This is a genomic window from Mesorhizobium sp. B2-1-3, assembly GCF_006442495.1.
Taxonomy (GTDB): Bacteria; Pseudomonadota; Alphaproteobacteria; order Rhizobiales; family Rhizobiaceae; genus Mesorhizobium.
The window spans coordinates 228,364-247,955 of the sequence record NZ_VFWL01000008.1 but is presented as its reverse complement, the minus strand read 5'-3'; the positions used below and the strand labels follow the sequence as shown (position 1 = coordinate 247,955).

General features: G+C 63.7%; 21 protein-coding genes. 16 read left to right on the top strand and 5 right to left on the bottom strand.

Translation table 11 applies throughout. The features are described 5' to 3' along the window. The first annotated feature begins 9 nt into the window (after window positions 1-9). The gene (locus FJ973_RS16080) at window positions 10-1,779 is read left to right on the top strand and encodes a thiamine pyrophosphate-dependent enzyme (RefSeq protein WP_140556669.1); all 1,770 of its coding nucleotides are present in this window, start codon (window positions 10-12) and stop codon (window positions 1,777-1,779) included. Window positions 1,780-2,133: 354 nt separating this feature from the next. Then, window positions 2,134-2,598, top strand: a complete 465-nt coding sequence (locus FJ973_RS16075; protein WP_140496161.1) for an Hsp20 family protein — start codon at window positions 2,134-2,136, stop codon at window positions 2,596-2,598. Window positions 2,599-2,690: 92 nt separating this feature from the next. Here the strand turns inward: FJ973_RS16075 and FJ973_RS31160 are convergent, their stop codons facing one another. Next, window positions 2,691-2,876 carry a hypothetical protein gene (locus FJ973_RS31160; protein ID WP_140686584.1) on the bottom strand — a complete coding sequence of 62 codons (186 nt, stop codon included), beginning with the start codon at window positions 2,874-2,876 and terminating at the stop codon, window positions 2,691-2,693. A gap of 409 nt (window positions 2,877-3,285) precedes the next feature. On the opposite strand from FJ973_RS31160, the gene FJ973_RS16065 reads away from it, so the two are divergent. Further along, complete coding sequence (locus FJ973_RS16065) at window positions 3,286-3,588, top strand: DUF982 domain-containing protein (protein WP_140556665.1); 303 nt, start codon at window positions 3,286-3,288, stop codon at window positions 3,586-3,588. Window positions 3,589-3,729: 141 nt separating this feature from the next. On the opposite strand, the gene FJ973_RS16060 is transcribed toward FJ973_RS16065, so the two are convergent. From FJ973_RS16060 to FJ973_RS16045, 4 genes are read right to left on the bottom strand one after another with little or no spacing between them, the layout of a single operon-like run. Continuing rightward, a complete protein-coding gene (locus FJ973_RS16060; RefSeq protein WP_140556663.1) occupies window positions 3,730-4,518 on the bottom strand; it encodes an SDR family oxidoreductase in 789 nt (262 codons plus the stop codon). A gap of 54 nt (window positions 4,519-4,572) precedes the next feature. Further along, window positions 4,573-4,908, bottom strand: a complete 336-nt coding sequence (locus FJ973_RS16055) for a hypothetical protein (RefSeq protein WP_140496164.1) — start codon at window positions 4,906-4,908, stop codon at window positions 4,573-4,575. Further along, a complete protein-coding gene (locus FJ973_RS16050) occupies window positions 4,908-5,774 on the bottom strand; it encodes a DUF6772 family protein (protein ID WP_140556704.1) in 867 nt (288 codons plus the stop codon). Before FJ973_RS16050 ends, FJ973_RS16055 begins: the two co-directional genes overlap by 1 nt. Window positions 5,775-5,826: 52 nt before the next feature. Then, window positions 5,827-6,966, bottom strand: a complete 1,140-nt coding sequence (locus tag FJ973_RS16045; protein WP_246671676.1) for a mandelate racemase/muconate lactonizing enzyme family protein — start codon at window positions 6,964-6,966, stop codon at window positions 5,827-5,829. 133 nt (window positions 6,967-7,099) lie between these two features. On the opposite strand from FJ973_RS16045, the gene FJ973_RS16040 reads away from it, so the two are divergent. The 13 genes from FJ973_RS16040 to FJ973_RS15980 all read left to right on the top strand — a co-directional run bounded on the left by FJ973_RS16040 (window position 7,100) and on the right by FJ973_RS15980 (window position 19,581). Then, on the top strand, window positions 7,100-7,858 hold the full coding sequence (locus FJ973_RS16040) for a FadR/GntR family transcriptional regulator (RefSeq protein ID WP_140556662.1): 759 nt from the start codon (window positions 7,100-7,102) through the stop codon (window positions 7,856-7,858). Then, entirely contained in the window at window positions 7,855-8,643 is a 789-nt protein-coding gene (locus FJ973_RS16035; protein WP_140556660.1) for an SDR family oxidoreductase, read from the top strand. The genes FJ973_RS16040 and FJ973_RS16035 overlap by 4 nt, the downstream gene beginning before the upstream one ends. A gap of 79 nt (window positions 8,644-8,722) precedes the next feature. Then, the gene (locus FJ973_RS16030; RefSeq protein ID WP_140496168.1) at window positions 8,723-9,967 is read left to right on the top strand and encodes a sugar ABC transporter substrate-binding protein; all 1,245 of its coding nucleotides are present in this window, start codon (window positions 8,723-8,725) and stop codon (window positions 9,965-9,967) included. Window positions 9,968-9,990: 23 nt separating this feature from the next. After that, window positions 9,991-10,911, top strand: a complete 921-nt coding sequence (locus tag FJ973_RS16025; RefSeq protein WP_140496454.1) for a sugar ABC transporter permease — start codon at window positions 9,991-9,993, stop codon at window positions 10,909-10,911. Beyond that, on the top strand, window positions 10,908-11,750 hold the full coding sequence (locus tag FJ973_RS16020) for a carbohydrate ABC transporter permease (RefSeq protein WP_140556658.1): 843 nt from the start codon (window positions 10,908-10,910) through the stop codon (window positions 11,748-11,750). Before FJ973_RS16025 ends, FJ973_RS16020 begins: the two co-directional genes overlap by 4 nt. A gap of 9 nt (window positions 11,751-11,759) precedes the next feature. Further along, the gene (locus FJ973_RS16015; protein WP_140556657.1) at window positions 11,760-12,785 is read left to right on the top strand and encodes an ABC transporter ATP-binding protein; all 1,026 of its coding nucleotides are present in this window, start codon (window positions 11,760-11,762) and stop codon (window positions 12,783-12,785) included. A 120-nt stretch (window positions 12,786-12,905) separates the two neighbouring features. Further along, window positions 12,906-14,369 carry a phosphatidylserine/phosphatidylglycerophosphate/cardiolipin synthase family protein gene (locus FJ973_RS16010; protein WP_140496171.1) on the top strand — a complete coding sequence of 488 codons (1,464 nt, stop codon included), beginning with the start codon at window positions 12,906-12,908 and terminating at the stop codon, window positions 14,367-14,369. 107 nt (window positions 14,370-14,476) lie between these two features. Then, the gene (locus FJ973_RS16005; RefSeq protein WP_140549708.1) at window positions 14,477-15,277 is read left to right on the top strand and encodes an endonuclease/exonuclease/phosphatase family protein; all 801 of its coding nucleotides are present in this window, start codon (window positions 14,477-14,479) and stop codon (window positions 15,275-15,277) included. A gap of 112 nt (window positions 15,278-15,389) precedes the next feature. Continuing rightward, the gene (locus FJ973_RS16000) at window positions 15,390-15,722 is read left to right on the top strand and encodes a hypothetical protein (RefSeq protein WP_140556655.1); all 333 of its coding nucleotides are present in this window, start codon (window positions 15,390-15,392) and stop codon (window positions 15,720-15,722) included. 126 nt (window positions 15,723-15,848) lie between these two features. Beyond that, entirely contained in the window at window positions 15,849-16,451 is a 603-nt protein-coding gene (locus tag FJ973_RS15995) for an ANTAR domain-containing response regulator (RefSeq protein ID WP_140556653.1), read from the top strand. Window positions 16,452-16,453: 2 nt separating this feature from the next. After that, window positions 16,454-17,680 (top strand): CmpA/NrtA family ABC transporter substrate-binding protein, encoded by a 1,227-nt coding sequence (locus FJ973_RS15990; protein ID WP_181170919.1) that lies wholly within the window; start codon window positions 16,454-16,456, stop codon window positions 17,678-17,680. A gap of 210 nt (window positions 17,681-17,890) precedes the next feature. Continuing rightward, the gene (locus FJ973_RS15985; protein ID WP_140496176.1) at window positions 17,891-18,211 is read left to right on the top strand and encodes a hypothetical protein; all 321 of its coding nucleotides are present in this window, start codon (window positions 17,891-17,893) and stop codon (window positions 18,209-18,211) included. 68 nt (window positions 18,212-18,279) lie between these two features. Continuing rightward, complete coding sequence (locus FJ973_RS15980; protein ID WP_140556650.1) at window positions 18,280-19,581, top strand: nitrate/nitrite transporter; 1,302 nt, start codon at window positions 18,280-18,282, stop codon at window positions 19,579-19,581. The last annotated feature ends 11 nt before the right edge of the window (window positions 19,582-19,592 follow it).

Sequence of the window (19,592 nt, the reverse complement as noted above, 5' to 3'; positions counted from 1 at the left end):
AAATCCGCCATGCCCAATGCCGCCGAAATCCTCGTCGACACGCTGATCAACTGGAAAGTGGAGGTCGTCTTCGGCCTGCCGGGCGACGGCATAAACGGCATCATGGAGGCGTTGCGCACCCGTCAGGACCGCATCCGGTTCGTCCAGGTCAGGCACGAAGAATCTGCCGCATTCATGGCGTGCGCCTATGCCAAATGGACCGGCAGGTTGGGCGTCTGCCTGGCCACCTCGGGACCGGGGGGCACACACCTCCTTACCGGCCTCTATGACGCCAAGCTCGACCAGGCTCCCGTGCTTGCCATCACCGGCATGCAGTTCCACGACCTTATCGAGACTTTTACGCAGCAGGACGTCGACCTGACCCGCGCCTTCAACGACGTCGCGATCTTCAACGCGCAGGTCTCCGATGCCGCCCATATGGAAAACCTGGCCAGTCTCGCCTGCCGCTCGGCTCTTGCCCGGCGCGGCGTCGCCCATCTGTCGATTGCCAGCGATGTACAGGAAAACGAGTTGCCCGAGGCAGACCGCTCGAAGCGAAACCGGCCCTCGCACACCCCCGATCGATGGTTCGAAGGCAGCCGGCTTCCGGCTGCCGACCAGCTCGACCAGGCGGTTGAGATTCTCAATGCGGCGAAAAAAGTCGCTATCCTGGCCGGGCGCGGCGCACTCGGCGCGCGCGAAGAACTTGAACGCGCGTCGGACCTGCTCGCGGCGCCCGTCGCCAAGGCGCTGCTCGGCAAAGCCGTGCTGCCCGACGACCATCCGAATACGACCGGCGGCATCGGCATTCTCGGCACCCGCGCCTCGCAGGATGCGCTGAGCGAATGCGACGCCCTGCTGATCGTCGGATCGACCTTCCCCTACATCGAATACTATCCTGAACCCGGCAAGGCGCGCGGCGTCCAGATCGACCGTGACGCGCAGAGGATCGGCCTGCGGTATCCCGTCGAGGCAGGGCTCGTAAGCGATGCCGCCGAAACCTTGCGTCTTCTCAACGAACGCCTCGAGCGCAAGAGCGACCGCTCCTTCCTGGGAAAGGCGCGGCAGGAAATGACCCGCTGGCGCGATGCAATGGCATTATCCGAAGCCAAGCCGGATGTGCCGCTGAAGCCGCAACTCGTGGTCAAGGCATTCGGCAGGCGTATGCCTGAGAACGCGATCCTGGCAGCCGATTCAGGACAGAATACCGAGATGGCTGCCAGGCACATCGACATGAAGGCCGGACAGGCATTCGGGGTTTCTGGAGCGCTCGCCTCTATGGCCTGCGGCCTTCCCTATGCGATTGCCGCCGGCATTGCCTTTCCGGGGCGCCCTATCTTCGCAGTGGTTGGGGATGGTGGGCTTGCCATGCAACTCGGCGAATTCTCGACTGCGGTACGGCACGGCATTCCCCTCAAGGTCCTCGTGCTCAAGAACGGCATGCTGAACCAGATCGCCTGGGAGCAGATGATGTTCCTTGGCAATCCGCAATTCGGCTGCGAGCTGCAGCCCATCGATTTCGCCATGGCCGCCGAGGCCATGGGCGGCATCGGCTACAGCGTCTCGCGGCCGGAAGAGGTCGAGGGCGTGCTTGAGGCGGCCTTCGCCACGCAGGGACCGGTGATCATCGAGGCCGTCGTGGACGCCTATGAGCCAATGATGCCGCCCAGGATGCCGCCGGATTATGCGAGGAATTTCCGCAAGGCGCTGCCGGACACGCCTGGACACGACCAGATCGAGGACAATGTCGGCGAGGAGCCGCTGAAGTCCATGATGAACGAAGTTTCCGAGGAAGCGTAGGCACAGCCGATCTCGCCCCACGTCCGCGACGGATGGCGACGTGCGCGGCGACACTGCATAGGGATACTTCTACCGAGTCCGTGGGATCGGTATCGGCGCCCCGACCATCGCGGAAGTCTCGGGCCATGTACCGCTTCGGGGCAGATCCTGCTGTTGCAAGAGTGAAAGGGTCGTGCGGCAAAACTACCGCAAGCCACTGTTCTTGCATGGCAACTTAGCATCAAAAAATTTTTGGGACCCCTCTTGAAGAGATTTCTGGCCGTTCCCAGATCGTTTCGCGTCGAGGCTTCGGCTCGATGAAAAAGGCGTCGCGACACCTGCGGCGTCCCATGTTGCTTTTCGGAGGATATGGATATGAGAAGCGTGGATTTTGCACCCCTTTACCGCACGACGGTCGGCTTCGACCGTCTTTTCGACATGCTCGACAGCAGCATTCGCTCGGACTGGCCTCCCTACAACATTGAAAAGAAGAATGAGAACAATTACCGCATCACCATGGCGGTAGCAGGCTACGACCTGGACGAGCTCGAACTCGTGCAGAACGGCGCCGAACTGTGCGTTACCGGACGCAAGAAGCCCGATCCAGAGCAGCGGCAAGTTCTCCACCAAGGCCTTGCGATAGGTAATTTCAGACAGGCCTTCAGGCTGGCCGACCACGTAAGGGTGAAGGCTGCGACGCTGAACTGCGGTTTGCTCGCCATCGAGCTCGTGCGTGAGGTGCCCGAGGAACTCAAGCCGCGTCGCATCGAGATTGGCGTCCGCGACCCTGAAAATACAACGAAGTCGATAAGCCAGGATGTGTCGCGCAAGGCGGCCTAGAATGTCGCAACAACCTGCGGTCCGCCTCCCGGCAACGCCGGGAAGCCAAGATTGCGGAGAACGGAGATGAGAAGCGAAGCTGATATCTTTCTTCAAGCCGGCACAAGAAAACCGACCCGCATCGACGTCTCGCCGGTGCCGAAAAACCCCGGCGACGTTCTCAACTGCTCAACCATGAGCCTTGAGGCGAAGCGTGCCTTGCTTGCCTCATGGGCCTCGGACGCGCATGCGGTTGACGACGCTCCGTCGCTGCGCAGGCTGGATGACGGCTCGGTCATGAATGTGGATGAGATCCTTCGCGCGCTGAAGGCACTGGATGAGCGCGAGCAAGGGCATCCGCCGCACAGGGCGGCGTCTCGGTCCCAGCGGCGGTCTTTCGGCCGCTTCCGTCGAGGGAGTTGGTCCCGCTGGATCGCGGGCATCCGAGGTGAAGACGATGATGACGATCCACCTCCGAGCCCGGTCTGCGCGGCGATCCCGCCGAGGGCAGGCGGTGGCGGGGCATTTTCCCTGCCGGAACCTGAAGCAGCCTAGAGCAATCCCGGGAAAAGCGCATACCGCTTTTTCCTTGGAAATTACGTAGAAACAAACAGTTAGAGCAGTTCGGCGTCTCGTGAAACGATGAACTGCCCCAATGAAGGGGTTGGGGCCAACCCCTCAAAAGCATCCAGCCAATGGAGGAAGTTCATGAATGACAAAATGTTCGAGCAGCCTGTTCTGGTGAAGAACGGGGATTTCATGATCGAGGAAGTAGCGTGCCTCGAAGATGCATTCGAGTTTCTGCAGAATTGGCGCCGGAACCGCAGAGGCCCGATTTTCGAAACCGCCCTGCGCGCGTGTCAACGCGCCTATGACGGCCATGTCCCAGCTTCGCTGGCACGCGATGCTTTTGCCGGCTTTGCGCGCTCGGCCAGGATCCTTGAAGACGTCTCGACCTCCATACCCTGGATGGCGGGGATCAAGACGGGCAGAGGCCGCATTTCCGCCTGAGGAGAACGTTCGCCGAACCTTCGGTTTCAAGTATGTCAGGTTCCGAGCAAAGTCATGGAGAGCGCCTAATTCCGTAGGTCGTGCCGCCGGCAGGGTGCGGTGACCGGTGCTAACGCCGGTCACCATGCTTGGCGGTGCCGGTCAGCGGAACATCGAGCCGCCATCAACGTCGAGCGCCGCGCCATAGACGAAGCTCGCGGCGTCCGAGCAAAGGAATAGGATCGCGGCGGCCATGTCGTCGGGCCGGCCCATGCGGCGCATCGGCAAATTGGCCGCGATGCGGTCCTTGAGAGCCTGGTCGATATGGGAATGCATCGGCGAATCGGTCGGCCCCGGATTGAGGGCGTTGATGCGCACCTTCTTTCCCGCCAATTCGCGCGCAACCGACTTCACCAGCGACAGCGTGCCGGCCTTGGACGCCGCATAGGCGGTGTCGGCGATGAGCCCGCCGCCGCCATGCACACCGGCGTCGGAGGCCACGCACACGATATTCCCCCCGCCGGCATTGCCTTGCATGCGCTGCACCGCCCCCTGAACGGTGAAGAAGGTGCCCAGCAGATTGACGCCGAGGACGCGCTGCCAGTGCGCCCAATCCTGCTCCGCGATTCTCTTGGCAGTGATGATCGCCGCGCAGGTCACGACGTTGTCGAGCCGCGCCAGCTTGGCGTCGCAATAGTCGAACATGCGCGCGATGCTGTCGGGGTCGCCCATGTCGGCCACCACCTTGTGCGGTGGTGTCCCGGCCGTTCCGCTCAATTCGTCATGGCGCTTCGCCAACCCCTCGGTATCGCGGTCGCACATCACGACCTCGGCGCCCTTGGAGAGAAAGGCACGGGCGGTCTCGAAACCCATGCCGCTCGCGGCACCGGTCACCAGCACGGTCTTGCCGGCAAAACTGTCCTGGGCAAACGTCGGATAGGGATCGATCATGATGTCTCCGTGAACAGTAAGGGTTGGCCGGCGGCAAGGTTTGGCACGGCGTGTTCAGGCCTTCAGGTGCAGTGTCACGAGCACGCTGCACTCCGCGCCGCTGTCGAAACGCGCCGCGACGCGCAGCCAGTTGCCAAAATGGCTAAGCCGCGCCATTGCCATGCCGTCGCGCTCGGCCGGCATGACAAACTCGGTGCCTTCGCGCAGCCAGTGCATTCCATCCGGCGAGATCTCGATCCACGCCGTTGCCGCAGGGCCGACAGGTTGCTTCAACGCGCGCACGAAGAAGATCGCCTCGCGCGCCCATCCTGCCTCGTAAGGCTCGCTGGCGGCCTCGCCGCGCCAGCGCTCGTTGCGCGAGACGACCGCGGTGATGTTCTCGGGCAGCATCAGAAGTCTCCGGAAATGCAGATGGAATCGACATAGAGGAAGGCCCGTTTGGCAACGTCGGTTTCAGCGAAGAGGCCGAAATTGAGCATGCACCACAGGTTCTTCATCGCCGGAATGCGGATCGAATCGAATCCCGAGAGATCGAAGCTGCGATCGTTGCAGCGCAGCCCGAGCGCCGTCATCGATTCCAGATCGAAATCGAAGCACAGATAAGTCCAGTTCACCTTGGTGGGGATCTCGTTGTAGCACAGGCGCTGCGATCCGCCGGGAAGGTCGAGCCATCCCTCCGGCGACAGGTGATAGTGGCTGATCGTCTTGTCGTCGCTGCCGATCGGGATGATCTTCTCGGTCTCACGCTTGTATTGCCATTTTTGCAAGTGCTGGCCGTCGAGCGCGTTCAAAAAGCGCAGATGCGGCATGACCCGATCGCTGTTGCTATCCTGGTCTCCGCCCTGCAGGTCGAACAGGAAGCCGACGGAGCGCACATCGGTTTCGGACAGCTTCAGCGCATTGGCTTCGGGCTTGAAGGTGAAATACATTTCGAAGCGGATCGGTCCGCGCTTCCTGAATGTGTGGCGTTTGATGGCGACGTTGCGGGCTCCCGGCAGGGGACGTGTCGCAACCTTCAACGCATAGGATGAATCCATCCCCCCGTGTGAGCCGGCGTCCCAGTGCGCGAGCGTCGACAGCATCGCGCTGGTATGTTGCGCGTAGCCCGGCAGCATGGTGTCCAGATCGTTCTCATAGTTGCCGACAAGCTGCGACCAGCCGCAATGGCCGCGCGCGAAATCGTCGAACGACAATATCCGCGGCAGCGGGTCGAAGCGGCTGAGCGCGGGGTCCGCGCGCAACAACGCCAGCCGCATCGCCTCGGCGAGGTCAGCGCCCTGGTTTGGAACCTGGTTCTTCATCTCGGCCTCATCCGGCTTTCAGTTTCTTGACGGCGTCCCAGTCGATCTCGATGCCGAGCCCGGGTTTCTGCGGGACGTCGAGCGTGCCGTTCTTCTGCCTGACGCAACCGGGCGCGAGATCGGCCAGGCTGGCCTTGAACGGGCTGGCGTCGCACTCGCACTCCATGACGCCAAAGTTCGGCATCGCGGCTGACAGATGGACGCTTGCGGTCTCGCAGACGATGCCCGACATGCCGATATGCGGCGCGTAGCGGACATCATGCGCGGCGGCGTAGTCGGCCATGCGACGCGTCTCGGAGATGCCGCCCGCGCGCGCCACGTCGGGCTGCAGCACGGACAGCGTCCGGTTGGCGATCAGGCGCTGCGCCTGGTCCAACGTGAAATTGCTCTCGCCCGCGGCCAGCGGCACGTCGCAGCGCCGGCGCAGTTCCTCATAACCCTGCTCGTTTTCCGGTTGCAGCGGCTCCTCGAACCAGAAATAGCCGTTTGCCGAAAGCGCATGACCTACCTCGACCGCCTCGTCCAGATTGTAGGCCCAGTTCGCATCGACGCAGAGCCCGATCGCATCGCCGGCGCGCTTGCGGATGCGCTCGATCCGTTTGCAGGCTTCGCGCACGGGCCGCGCCATCTTAACCTTGATGCGCGTAAAGCCCTCGCCGAGATAACGATCGAGTTCAGCGTCGGCGGCATCGTCGTCGACCCAGTTGACCGCGGCGGCATAGACGTCGATGCGGTCGCGTCCGACACCGCCGAGAAGCTTCGCGATCGGCTGCCCGGTCGCCTTGCCCAATATATCCCATAGCGCGATGTCCACGCCGGCGATGGCCTCGATCAGCACGCCGCCCGCCCTGCCCGAAAGCACGCGGCGCATGGACTGCCATAGGGCGCCGATGTTGCGCGCGTCCTGGCCGAGCAGGCGCGGCTTGAGCGAGCTTTCGATCAGCTCGACATAAGCCTTGGGCGAGAACCGCGCCAGGGTTTCGCCTACGCCGACAATGCCCTCGCTCGTGCGCACTTCGACCAGGACCAGCGAGACCTTTTCATAGACGCCCCAGGACGTGACCGTGGGCCGGGGCAATGTCTGGCTGAGGGGATGGGCAATCACCTCGGCAATCTTCAGCGGCCCCGCCGCGATTGGATCGCTCACGTGCATCGGCTCCAGATTTCTCCCTTGGTCCTCTCGCACCGCCTTCATAGCTTTCACTTGTAAACTTAGCAACCAAAAAACTTAGTTGCTATGTTCGGGAAAACCGTGCTAGTGAGCTCGGAAAGGATTCCGAATGCCCCTGGACGAAGCACGCAAGCCGATTTTCTCCGCGAAACTCGCGAGCCCTTCCCGCCTCGCGGACGGCGTCTCGGATGCGATCGCCGCGGCGTTGTTCGACGGACGCATCGCGCCTGGCGAAGCGCTGCCGCCGGAAGGCGAGATCGCCCGGGAATTCGGCGTCTCCAAGCCCATCGCACGCGAGGCGCTGCGCCAGTTGACCAGCGCCGGCCTCGTTTCGACGCAGCAAGGAAAAGTTGCCCGCGCCAAGGCACTCAGCGGCGAGCCGATGGAGCGCATCTACGCCTATGCGGTCCGTTCGAGCCTGACGCGGCTTCAGGAAGCCAACGAGATGCGCCGCGTCATCGAGGTTGGCATAGCCAGGCTGGCCGCCGAGCGCCGCGATCCGCGCGGCCTGGAAATGATGCGCCAGGCCGTGCTCGACATGCACGCCGGCATCGGGAGCCCTGGCGATTTCACGCAAGCCGACATTCTGTTCCACCTCGGCCTCGCGACGGCCACGGGCAACTCCATGATCCGTATTCAGATGGAAGGGATGCGGTCTGTCCAACGCGAGGTTTCGGAACTGTTCTCCCAGCGCTCCAACCGCACGGAAACGGATTGGAGGGCCACCGTCGAACGGCACCAGGCGATCTACGACGCGATCATGGCGGGCGACACCGATCTCGCGGACCGGCGCATTCACGAGCATTTCGACGCGGCCGACATCGCCTCGTTCGAGGTGGCCGGCAAGCTCGGGGAGCCGTCGCCGTGAGCAAGGACCGTTTTTCCCTTGCCGGACGGCGGGCGCTGGTGACCGGCGCCAGCTCCGGCATCGGGCGCGCGGTTGCGATCGCCCTGGCGCAGCATGGCGCCAGCGTCGCGCTGCATCACTTCGGTGACGCCGCCGGCGCGCGCGAAACGGCTGCCGCTATCGGCCCGGGCACCGCGGTTCTCGAGGCCGATTTCACCGATAGCAAGTCAATGTCGGCCTTTACCGATGAAGCCGCCGGCGCCGGGCCCATCGACATCCTCGTCTCGAACGGCGCGATCGAGCGGCGCCGTGCATGGAGCGAGATCGACGAAGCGCATATCCAGGCCCATGTGGCGGCAAACTTCACGGCCCTGCTCACCTTGGCCACGCGGTTCGTTCCCGCCATGGCCAAGCGCGGATGGGGACGCGTGGTCGCGACCGGCAGCGTGATGGCGAGGCGTCCGCGCGCGGAAACGATCGTCTATGCCTCGCTGAAGGCGGCGCAACTTACGGCGGTGCGCGCCCTGGCGCGCGAGGTTGCGCCGCATGGCGTCACCATGAATGTGGTATCGCCCGGCGCGATCGAGACGGAGGCAACGGCCGAGCGCTACCGGGACGCCGCCTTCCGCCAAGCGGTCGCCGCGAAGATTCCCGCCGGCCGCCACGGCCAGGCCGACGACCTCGTCGGCGCCTTCGTTTTTCTGTGCAGCGACGCCGCCCGCTACGTCACCGGGGCTGACCTGCCCGTTGACGGCGGTTGGACGATCGGCGACGCGCCCGGCGCGCTGCCGGGGACAACGGCATGACAAGTCGCCGCCGCCTGCCGGCCCGTTCGTTGCGCGCCCGCAGTTGTTGATTGGACCATCGGCGTTTCGGGAGGAAACCATGAAGACCGCAATAAAGCTTGCACTATCGACCTTGGCGCTGTGCGCCCTGTCGGCGCACTCGCTGGCCCAGGAACTCCGAGTGACCGTGTGGACGGGCAGCGAGGCCCACCTCAAGATGCTGAACGGCATCGCCCAGGGCTTCATCGCCAAGCATCCGGGCGTCACGGTGAAATTCGAGACCGTTCCGGTCGCCGACTACACGCAGAAGCTCACTTTCCAGGTCGCCGGGGGCAACGCCCCCGACATCGCCTGGATGATGGAGGATGCCGCACCCGCCTTCGAGAACGCCGGGCTGCTGATGGACATCGGCCCGACGCTCAAGGCGACCGAGGGATACAATTTCGACGATTTCTCCCAGCCCGCCATGGCGCTCTGGCAGAAGGACGGCAAGGTCTACGGCGTGCCCTTCTCCACCTCGCCTTTCCTGATCTACTACAACAAGGACATGTTCGACAAAGCAGGTGTCGAAGATCCCAACCAGCTCGCCGCGAAGGGCGAGTGGAACATGCAGAAATTCCAGGAGGTCGCCAAGAAGATCACCGAGGCCAATCCCGGCAAATGGGGCTTCGAATTCAAGGATGGCGAAGGTTACGCATCGCGTATGACGCACGCCTTGCTGCCGCCCGTGCGCGCTTACGGCGGTGATCTGTGGGCCGACGGCCAGTGCGGCCTCGACAAGCCTGAAGCGGTGGCTGCCATCAAGCAGCTCCATGATATGGTGTTCAAGGACAGGTCGATCGTGCCGCCGGGAGAGCAGGGCGACTACTTCTCCGGCAATTCGGCGATGACCGTGAACCAGATCTCGCGAGCCTCGAAGATGCCCGAGGCAGGCTTCAAATGGGGCATCGCCCCCTTGCCTTCGGGACCCGCCGGCGAAGCTCCGGTCATCGGCCAGGCCGCGCTGACAGTCTTTGCGTCCGGCAAGAACAAGGAGCTTGCCGCGCAACTGGTGGCCGACATGACCAGCAAGGACAATGTGGCTGTCATGGCCCAGTTCTTTCCGCCGGCCCGCAAGAGCGTCCTGGAGAGCGACGCCTTCGTCAACTCCAACAAGCTGATCCCGCCCGAGCAGATGAAAAGCGTCGCCGCAGCGATCGTCAACGGCCGCGTTCACCCTTCGCATGAGCATGTGCCGCAGATATTCGCCGCGATGGCGCCGCGCGTCGACGCGCTGTGGCGGGCCGACGCCAATGTCGAAGAGGCGCTGAAGGGCGTCTGCGCCGCCATTCAGCCATTGCTCTGACAGGATTTCGGTTCATGGCCGGCATGGCATCCCGGGACAATGCGGCGCGCCCTGCCAGCGCGCCGTGGCTGAGCTTGAAGGCCAGGGAGATGCTCGAGGCATGGCTGTTCGTCAGCCCGACCTTGATCGGCTTCCTGGTCTTCTTCCTTGGGCCGCTGGTCGCCATCTTCTATTATTCGACGACCGAGTGGAACCTGCTCAGCCAGCAGGCGACCTTCGTCGGGCTTCGCAATTTCCAGAATGCGCTGCTGGAGAACCCCGACTTCTGGCATGTCGTGCGCAATTCCGTGATCTTCGCGCTGGGGCTCGTTCCCCTGAACATGGCGCTGGCGCTCTCCCTCGCGCTGGCGCTTTCGCGGCCGTTCTTCGGTGTCGTCTTCTTTCGCACGGTCTTCTTCGCGCCGGTGGTCACATCGGCAATCGCCTGGGCCATCGTCTGGAAATTCATGCTGCAGGGCGAAGGCGGCGCCGTGAACCAGATGCTCGCCTGGATCGGCATCGATGGCCCGAATTGGTTGCGCGAGCCCAACTGGGCGATGGCGGCCGTCATCGTCACCCGAGTCATCAAGATGGTCGGCCTCAACATGATCCTCTACATCGCCGCGCTCCAATCGATACCGCGCGACTACGAGGAGGCAGCGGCGCTGGAAGGCGCCTCGCGCTGGCAGGTCTTTCGCATGATCACCTGGCCGCTGCTCGCGCCGACGACGCTGGTCATCATGGTTCTGACGACGATCGGCTCGTTCAAGGTGTTCGACCACATCTACCAGATGACCGGCGGCGGCCCGGAAAACGGCACCCTGGTGCTGGCCTTCTACATCTATCAGCAAGGCTTCAAATTCTTCAACGTCGGCTACGCGGCCGCGCTGGCCCTGATCATGTTCGTCATCGTGATGGCGCTCACCCTCGTGCAGGTGATGTTGCGGCGGAAGGAGATGGAGTGACCCAGCGCCGGACCGAGATTCTCTATCGCATCTGCTGGACCATGGCGCTGCTGCTTTTGGCCGTGCCCTTCGTGTTCCCGTTCCTGTGGATGATTTCCGGCGGCTTCAAGAGCACCACCGAAATCTTCGGCGCGCCGACCTTGATTCCCCGCGTCTGGCGCTTCGAGAACTTCGCGGAAGTGTTCACCTATCAGCCCTTCGCGCGGCAGTATTTAAACTCGCTCTACATCGCCGCGACGGTGACGGTGCTGACCCTGTCCATCGCCTCGCTCGCGGGCTACGCGCTGGCGCGCATCCGCTTTGCCGGCGCCGGGCTGTTGATGCTGTTCCTGGTGATGGCGCTGATGGTGCCGGAAGAGGTCACCATCATCCCTAACTTCTTCCTGATCCGCGCCATGGGCCTGATCGACACGCACTGGCCGCTCATCCTTCTGCCGGTCTTCGGCCCGCAGGGCGTGGTGGCGACCTTCCTGATGCGTCAGTTCTTCCTGGCGCTGCCCAGGGAACTCGAAGAAGCCGGCAAGATGGATGGCCTGTCGCGGTTCGGAGTCTGGTTGAAGATCGCCCTGCCCATGGCGCGGCCGGCGCTCGCCGCGGTTGCTATCATCACCTTCCTGCATTCGTGGAACCTCTTCCTCGAGCCGCTGATCTTCCTCAGTTCGCTCGAAAAATTCACGCTGCCGCTGGCGCTGTCCAACTTCAACGACAGCTACGGCCTGCCCTTGTGGAATCTGCAATTGGCGGCGACCAGCCTGGCCGTGGTTCCCATCCTCATCATCTATCTGATCGCCCAGCGCCAGATCATCGAGAGCTTCGCCCTCTCCGGCGTCAAGGGATAAGGGGGAGTCATGACAAAGCTTCTGCTCAAGGACATCCGCAAGCGGTTCGGAACGGTCGAGGTCATCCGTGGCGTCGATCTCGAGATCGAGGATGGCGAGTTCGTCGTCTTCGTCGGCCCGTCGGGATGCGGGAAGTCGACGCTCTTGCGGCTGATCTCCGGCCTCGAGCATCTCAGCGAGGGCGAACTCCACATTGGCGGCCGTCTGGTCAATGAGGTTCCGGCGGCCAGGCGCGGCGTGGCCATGGTGTTCCAGTCCTACGCGCTCTACCCTCACCTGACCGTCCGCGACAATATGGGCTTCGGCCTCAAGGTCCGCAAAGTGCCGGCCGGCGAGCGAGCCCGGCGCGTCTCGGAGGCCGCCGCGACGCTGAAGCTCGAGCCATTGCTCGACCGTTTCCCGCGTCAGCTATCGGGCGGGCAGCGCCAGCGCGTGGCCATCGGCCGCGCCATCGTCGCCAATCCCGACGTCTTCCTTTTCGACGAGCCGCTTTCGAACCTCGACGCCGAACTGCGTGTGCACATGCGCTCCGAGATCGCGGCGCTCCACCAGCGCCTGTCGACGACGATGATCTACGTGACGCACGATCAGATCGAGGCCATGACGCTTGCCGACAAGATCGTCGTGTTGCGCGACGGAAGGATCGAACAGGTCGGCTCACCGCGCGAGCTCTACGACAGCCCCCGAACCATTTTCGTCGCCCAGTTCATCGGCAGCCCGAAGATGAACATCCTGCCGCTCGCCGATGGGCGGCCAATCACCCACGGGGCGTCCGTGCCTGCGGCGGCCATCTCGATCGGCGTTCGGCCCGAGCACCTGTCGCTGGCCCAGCCTTCGTCCGCCACGCTGCGCGGCAAGGTAAAGCTTGCCGAATACACTGGCGCCGTCACGCTCATCCACGTGGAATTGGACGCGGGCCAGACTTGTCTTGTCATCCACAATCAAGGAACGGCGCCCGAGATCGGCGCCGAGATCGGCCTGGACGCAGCCCCGACGAACCTGCACTTCTTCGACGGCGAGGGCCGCGCGGTCTGACGCGATCAGGAATGGCCAGCGCGTAGCCGGCGTGCGGACCCGATAACCCGCGGAAGCATGAGAACGGGCGAATGACCCGCCGCATTGCCTTCTGTACCCGCTCGCTGGATAGTTCCGGCCATGCTGCAGAGCCTGACGACTCACTGGCCTCAAATCCTGGCGATCATCTCGGTGATGATCGCCAGCGTTGGCATTGCCCATGCCGTCATGACCAAGGAGGACGTCCGGGCCGCCACCGGCTGGGTCGGCGTGATGGTGCTGTCGCCGATCCTGGGCGTGCTGATCTATGCCGTGGCCGGCATCAACCGCATCCGGCGCGCCTCGATCAGCGCACAGCGCTCGCTTGCCGGCGATCTGGCGTCCGCCAGGCACGACCGCGACATTGCCGCCGAGGAGGCCCTGATCGTCGAACGATACGGGCCGCGCTTCATCGGCCTCAGGACGCTGGGCGACAGGGTGGCGCGGCGCGCGCTTCATCCGGGAAATGCCATCACGGTCCTGGAAACAGGCGACGAAGCCTACACCGCGATGTGTGCGGCCATCGACGGCGCCGAACGCAGCGTCCTGCTCGAAACCTATATTTTCGACAATGACCCCGTCGGCCTGCTCTTCGTGGAATCCCTTGCCCGGGCGGTCCGCCGCGGCGTCAGCGTGCGCGTGTTGATCGACGCCGTAGGCGCCCGCTATTCCGTGCCCAGCATATTGGGCCACCTGCGCGGCGCCGACATCACCGCCGGGCTCTTCAACGGCAACATCGTCATGGGCCTGCACCTGCCCTATGCCAATCTGAGGACCCACCGGAAGATCCTGGTGGTCGACGGCACGGTTGCCTTTACCGGCGGCATGAACATTCGCAAGGGCTTTTCCGCCGAGTTTGCCGGCTCCAACAGTTCCAGGGACACGCATTTTCGCGTGACCGGTCCAGTGGTAGCCGACCTCTTTTCGGTTGCCGCCGAAGATTGGCGTTTCGCCAGCAACGAGGCGCTGAAGGGCGATGCCTGGCGAATTGCCCCGCTGTCGCCGGCGCCCGCCACGCCCATGCTGGTGCGGGCGGTCGCGTCCGGCCCGGACGCCAGCGTCGAGACCAATCACAAGCTGCTGATCGGCGCCTTCTCCGTCGCGCGCAAATCGATCCGCCTCATGTCGCCCTATTTCCTGCCGGACCGCGAACTGATCAGCGCCCTGACGACCGCGGCAAGACGCGGTGTCGAAATCGATATCGTGGTGCCGGCGGTGAACAATCTTTTCCTTGTCGACCGTGCGATGACGGCGCAATTCGACCAGGTTCTGAAGCACTATTGCCGCGTCTGGCGCACGGAAGGACCTTTCGACCATTCGAAGCTGCTTTCGATCGATGGCGCATGGGCCTATATCGGGTCTTCCAACCTTGACGCCAGGTCGCTACGGCTCAATTTCGAGATCGACCTGGAGGTACTCGACGCCGGCTTCGCCAGCGAGGTCGAAAAGCGGATCGCGGCGGCGATCGAGACGGCCGTCCCTGTCACGCTGGAAGCATTGCGGGCGCGGCCATTCGTCATCCGTCTGTTCGATCGCATCCTGTGGCTGGGCTCGCCCTATCTTTAACAAAAGGACGTGTTTGCCAGATAGCTTGAAATCGATGATGGAACAGATGCCGAAAGGTTCTATTTTTTGAGGTGCATGGTGCAAGCAGCAGGAATGGCGGGCAAACGATGCGGGTGAACGGGCGCAGCCTGCCGGCAAGCATGCTTTTGTCCATTCGCGACAAGCGGATGCGGAAGGCCAATGCCACGTCGACCAACAAGGCGGACGCCACCGGAACGCTGGTCGCCTCCTACAATGTCCACAAATGCATCGGCGTCGACCGCAAGTTCGATCCCGAGCGCACCAGTCGCGTCATCCGCGAGATCGACCCGGATGTCATCGCCCTGCAGGAAGCGGACAACCGTTTCGGCGACCGGACCGGACTTCTCGACCTGTCCCGGCTCGAACTGGAAACCGGCTTGGTGCCGGTGCCGATTTCGGCGACCGGCAAGGGCCATGGCTGGCACGGCAACGTCTTGCTTTTCAAAAAGGGCGTCGTGCGCGACGTGCATCAGATCAGGCTTCCCGGGTTGGAACCGCGTGGCGCTCTGGTGGCGGAAATCGATCTCGACGGAAGCCAGTCCCTGCGCGTCATCGCGGCGCATTTGGGCCTGCTGCGCCGTTCGCGGTCGCAGCAGGCACAGGTCGTCCTGGATATCATGAACAGCCCCGACGAGAAGCCGACGCTGCTGCTCGGCGACCTTAACGAATGGCGCCTCGGAAACCGCTCCGCGCTGAACACGCTGCATCTGACGTTTGGACCGCTGCCTCCGGCTGTTCCCACCTTCCCCTCGAACCTGCCGCTGCTGGCGCTCGACCGCATCATGGCCAACCGGCACGGAATGATCGCGGCCGTCGAAGCGCATGACACGCCGCTGTCGCGGGTCGCCTCCGACCATCTGCCGCTGACCGCCTTTGTCCGCCTGTAGCCACGCGCCGATAACGCCTTGATGTCGACCGCGTTGGAAAGCGTGTAGGGCGGTATCGGAACGGCGGCTCCTTTTGCGAGTTGATATGGCTTGGACAACAGGAGGACGAGACATGAGAAGCTTTTTCCTGGCCTCGATGATGGCGTTGGCCGCTTCGGCTTCCGTCATTGCGCCGACGCAGGCCGCGAGCGTCACCATCCAGTCCGGCGACGAGCCCCAGTATTCGCCCGACGACGACTATGACAATGGCGAGGTCGTCGTGCGCCGCCACTATGATCGCCAGCGTTATATCGACAATCGCTATAACGACGACGAGGACAGCGATGTTCGTTACAGCGACCGCGAATACCGCCGCTACCATCGTCACCACCGCTGCCACATCGAGTTGGTGAAACACTGGCGCCACCATCACAGGGTGATCGAAGAGGTTCGTGTCTGCACCTGACCCGAGGATCGCTGAAGTGCATCTGCGTGGCCTGATTGCAATGCGGTAAGCTGCGGCCACGCCCCCTTCTGCTGCACTGGCTATGCCGCATTGCACAATTCCGCGACCTTGCCCACAATGCGGGGCATGGTCCTATCTTCCCTAGCCGTCCTGGTGATCGACGAAAACCGTATCCGCGCCTCGATCATCGAGGCGGGACTGCGCGAGGCCGGCCATCAGCGGGTGACCGTCGTCCATGACATGGCGGGCATTGCGCGCCGCATCGCCGAGATCGAACCCGACGTGATTGTCATCGACCTCGAAAACCCCAACCGCGACATGCTGGAGAACATGTTCCAGCTGTCGCGCGCGGTGAAGCGCCCGATCGCCATGTTCGTCGACCGTTCCGACAAGGCCTCTATCGAGGCCGCGGTCGATGCCGGCGTGTCCGCCTATGTCGTCGATGGCCTCAGACAGGAACGCGTGAAGCCGATCCTCGACATGGCCGTCAGCCGCTTCAACGCCTTTTCGCGCATGGCACGCGAACTGGAGGAAGCGCGCAGCGAACTCGAGAACCGCAAGGTCATCGACCGCGCCAAGGGGATATTGATGAAATCGCGGGGTCTGAGCGAAGACGCGGCCTACACGCTGCTGCGCAAGACGGCGATGAACCAGAACCGCAAGATCAGCGACATCGCCCATAGCCTGGTGACGACAGCCGGGCTGCTCGGGCCGCTGGAGGATGAATGAGCATGACAGCTGCGCATCAGATCACCGCCGGCTTCATGCCCCTGTTCGACAGCGCCGTGCTGGTCGCGGCCGGCGAAATGGGCTTTGCCGCGCGCGAAGGCGTCGATCTCGTCCTCCACCGCGAGACCTCCTGGGCCAACATCCGGGACCGCATCGCCATAGGCCATTTCGACCTTGCCCATATGCTTGGGCCGATGCCGCTCGCCTGCAACCTCGGGCTCACGCCGCTGGCATCCGAGACGATCGTGCCCTTTTCGCTCGGCCTCGGCGGCAATTGCGTCACCATCTCCAACGCCGTCTGGGAAGGCATGGCGGCGCATGGCGCCGTATCGGATCTCGATCCGGCCCGCGCCGGCACGGCGCTCGGCGCGTTTATCCGCGAACGCGCGGCGGCCGGCCGCGACCCGCTGCGCTTCGCCGTCGTGCATCCGCATTCCGGGCACAATTACGAACTGCGCTACTGGCTCGCCGCCTGCGGCATCGACCCCGACGGCGAGATCGAGATTGTTATCGTGCCCCCGCCCTTCATGGCCGACGCGCTGGCCGCCGGCCGCATCGACGGCTATTGCGTCGGCGAGCCCTGGAACAGTGCGTCCGTCGCGGCCGGCACCGGCCATATCGTCACCGTCAAAGCGCTTTTGTGGCGCAACAGTCCCGAAAAGGTAATCGGCGCGCGCAAGGCCTGGGCCGAAGCGCAGCCGGAGGCGCTGGCGGCGCTGCTCAGGGCATTGCACCACTCCGCCCGCTGGTGCCAGGACCCGGCCAATCGAGGCGAACTGGCGGCATTGATGGCGCAGCCCGGCTTCCTGGGCCAGTTCACCGAGATCCAGATGCCGGTCCTGACCGGACATCTCCGCCTCGGCAGCGGCGCCGAGCGGAACGTCGAGGACTTCTTCGTTCCGTTCGACAAGGCGGCGAACTTTCCCTGGAAGAGCCATGCGCTGTGGTTCTACACCCAGATGGTGCGCTGGGGCGATATCGCGCACACGCCTGAAAACCTCGCCGTCGCCCGCGACTGCTACCGGCCCGACCTCTATCGGGCGGCGCTGAAGCCGCTCGGCGTGGCGCTGCCGGGCGCCAATGCCAAGGTCGAGGGGGCGTTGAAGATCGCAACGCCCGTCGGCTCGGCCGGGGCAAGCCTGGTGCTCGGCCCCGACGGTTTCTTCGACGGCCGCATCTTCGATCCGGACCAGATCGACGCTTATATCGGGGCGCAGCGGCCAGGGTGATCATTTCCGCGCCGTTCTTGTGCATTGCACAAAATTTATGCGGACTGATCGCATAGCTGACCAATGTTTGGCCTTGTCACCTGGTGGCCGGATCTGCCCGTGAATCGGCTATTCAGCTGAATTCATTCGAAATTCCTTTCTAAGGCGAGACTGGCACGGTTCCTGCATTGAAATAACCGGACCCTTAGTGGGTCACGGAACAGGCGTCCAATGGCGGGCGCCCACAGGCAAAGCTGCCGCTCAGGTCAAGACGCGATCCGGATTCCCGGACGCGAAGACCTGGCCGGCGGCTTTTTTGTTTGGCCGAACACGCAATCGACGGTGCTGGTCCCAGGCAGCGCCCAACCGGAGACGACGATGACGAAACGGATCGGAACTGGAACAACCCTCAAGGATTTCACGCGCCGCGATTTTGTCGCCAGCAGCGCGCTGGCGGCGGCGCTGTTCGTCGCAGCGAAGATGCTGTTCCCGGTTGGCGCCGTGGCCGAGGGCAAAGGTGCCCAAGTGAACGCGCCAAGCTCGCCGCGCTGATGCCGCGCCGCTGACCATCGATCAAGAAAACACGCGCGGTGCTTCTCCATCGCAAACCGGAGCCTGACATGACCGCAATCCTCCCAGCCGCGCCCAGCCAGGACAATGCCCCCCGGCAGGCGCTCCTGATGTCCACCATCGCGTTCACAGTCTGCTTTGCGGTGTGGACGATCTTTTCCATCATCGGCGTGCGCATAAAGCAGGAACTTGGGCTGAACGAGACGGAGTTCGGCCTGCTCGTCGGCACGCCGATCCTCACCGGCTCCCTCGTGCGCATGGTGCTCGGCGTCTGGACCGACCGCTATGGCGGACGGCTGGTTTACACCGCCACCATGCTCGCTGCGGCGGTAGCGACCTTCCTGCTCGCTTTTGCGCACACTTACGGACAGATGCTGATCGCTGCACTCGGCGTCGGGCTTGCCGGCGGCTCCTTCGCCGTTGGCGTCGCCTATGTCTCGCGCTTCTTCCCGGCGGGCAGGCAGGGCACGGCGCTCGGCATCTTCGGTGTCGGCAATGTCGGCGCCGCTGTCACCAAATTCCTGGCGCCTTTCGTGCTTCTCGCCTGGGGCTGGCAATCGGTCGCGCTGATCTGGGCGGCAGCACTCGTCATCATGGCCGCCATCTTCTGGTTCACGACCGGCGACGATCCCGTGATTCGCGAGCGCCGCGCCGGCAAGACCACGCCTGCGAGGAGCTTCTGGCAGGAATTCGCGCCGCTGAAGAACCCGCAGGTCTGGCGCTTCGCCTTCTATTACTTCTTCTCCTTCGGTGCGTTCGTGGCGCTGTCGCTGTGGCTGCCGCGCTACCTGATCGGCGTTTACGGCTTCGGGCTGGCGACCGCCGGCATGATCGGCGCGGCTTATTCGATTCCCGCGAGCATCTTCCGCGCCTATGGCGGAGTGCTTTCCGACCGCGTCGGCGCTCGTACCGTACTCTACTGGACCTTCTCCGTTTGTGCCGTCGCGACCTTGGTGCTGTCTCTCCCCTCGGCAGACTATGTGGTGCGCGGCATCAGCGGGCCGATCGCCTTCCATTTCGAGATCGGCCCGCTCGCCTTCATCGCCGTCGCCTGCGTGCTCGGCTTCTTCATGAGCCTCGGCAAGGCCGCCGTCTACAAACATATCCCGGCTTACTATCCGCAGAGCGTCGGGGCCGTTGGCGGCGTCGTGGGCATGATCGGCGGCCTTGGCGGCTTCATCCTGCCGATCGCCTTTGGCGCGCTGAACGATCTCACCGGCGTCTGGTCGAGTTGCTTCATGCTGCTCTTCGTCCTCGTCGTCGCCTGCTTTGCCTGGATGCATGTCAGCGTCAGGCGGATGGGGCGGGCCGCATCAACCAAGGCGTCGACCCTTTCCTATGCTGCAGAGTGACACCGGAGCGG

What these genes read in the sequence shown, in the direction of transcription:
- FJ973_RS16005 (WP_140549708.1), top strand. Translation starts at nt 14,477, where the DNA reads ATGCGGGTGAACGGGCGCAGCCTGCCGGCAAGCATGCTTTTGTCCATT.
- FJ973_RS16055 (WP_140496164.1), bottom strand. Translation starts at nt 4,908, where the DNA reads ATGCTGCCCGAGAACATCACCGCGGTCGTCTCGCGCAACGAGCGCTGG.
- FJ973_RS15995 (WP_140556653.1), top strand. Translation starts at nt 15,849, where the DNA reads ATGGTCCTATCTTCCCTAGCCGTCCTGGTGATCGACGAAAACCGTATC.
- FJ973_RS16050 (WP_140556704.1), bottom strand. Translation starts at nt 5,774, where the DNA reads ATGCGGCTGGCGTTGTTGCGCGCGGACCCCGCGCTCAGCCGCTTCGAC.
- FJ973_RS15990 (WP_181170919.1), top strand. Translation starts at nt 16,454, where the DNA reads ATGACAGCTGCGCATCAGATCACCGCCGGCTTCATGCCCCTGTTCGAC.
- FJ973_RS16075 (WP_140496161.1), top strand. Translation starts at nt 2,134, where the DNA reads ATGAGAAGCGTGGATTTTGCACCCCTTTACCGCACGACGGTCGGCTTC.
- FJ973_RS16065 (WP_140556665.1), top strand. Translation starts at nt 3,286, where the DNA reads ATGAATGACAAAATGTTCGAGCAGCCTGTTCTGGTGAAGAACGGGGAT.
- FJ973_RS16000 (WP_140556655.1), top strand. Translation starts at nt 15,390, where the DNA reads ATGAGAAGCTTTTTCCTGGCCTCGATGATGGCGTTGGCCGCTTCGGCT.
- FJ973_RS15985 (WP_140496176.1), top strand. Translation starts at nt 17,891, where the DNA reads ATGGCGGGCGCCCACAGGCAAAGCTGCCGCTCAGGTCAAGACGCGATC.
- FJ973_RS16040 (WP_140556662.1), top strand. Translation starts at nt 7,100, where the DNA reads ATGCCCCTGGACGAAGCACGCAAGCCGATTTTCTCCGCGAAACTCGCG.
- FJ973_RS16025 (WP_140496454.1), top strand. Translation starts at nt 9,991, where the DNA reads ATGGCATCCCGGGACAATGCGGCGCGCCCTGCCAGCGCGCCGTGGCTG.
- FJ973_RS16080 (WP_140556669.1), top strand. Translation starts at nt 10, where the DNA reads ATGCCCAATGCCGCCGAAATCCTCGTCGACACGCTGATCAACTGGAAA.
- FJ973_RS16015 (WP_140556657.1), top strand. Translation starts at nt 11,760, where the DNA reads ATGACAAAGCTTCTGCTCAAGGACATCCGCAAGCGGTTCGGAACGGTC.
- FJ973_RS16060 (WP_140556663.1), bottom strand. Translation starts at nt 4,518, where the DNA reads ATGATCGATCCCTATCCGACGTTTGCCCAGGACAGTTTTGCCGGCAAG.
- FJ973_RS31160 (WP_140686584.1), bottom strand. Translation starts at nt 2,876, where the DNA reads ATGACCGAGCCGTCATCCAGCCTGCGCAGCGACGGAGCGTCGTCAACC.
- FJ973_RS15980 (WP_140556650.1), top strand. Translation starts at nt 18,280, where the DNA reads ATGACCGCAATCCTCCCAGCCGCGCCCAGCCAGGACAATGCCCCCCGG.
- FJ973_RS16030 (WP_140496168.1), top strand. Translation starts at nt 8,723, where the DNA reads ATGAAGACCGCAATAAAGCTTGCACTATCGACCTTGGCGCTGTGCGCC.
- FJ973_RS16010 (WP_140496171.1), top strand. Translation starts at nt 12,906, where the DNA reads ATGCTGCAGAGCCTGACGACTCACTGGCCTCAAATCCTGGCGATCATC.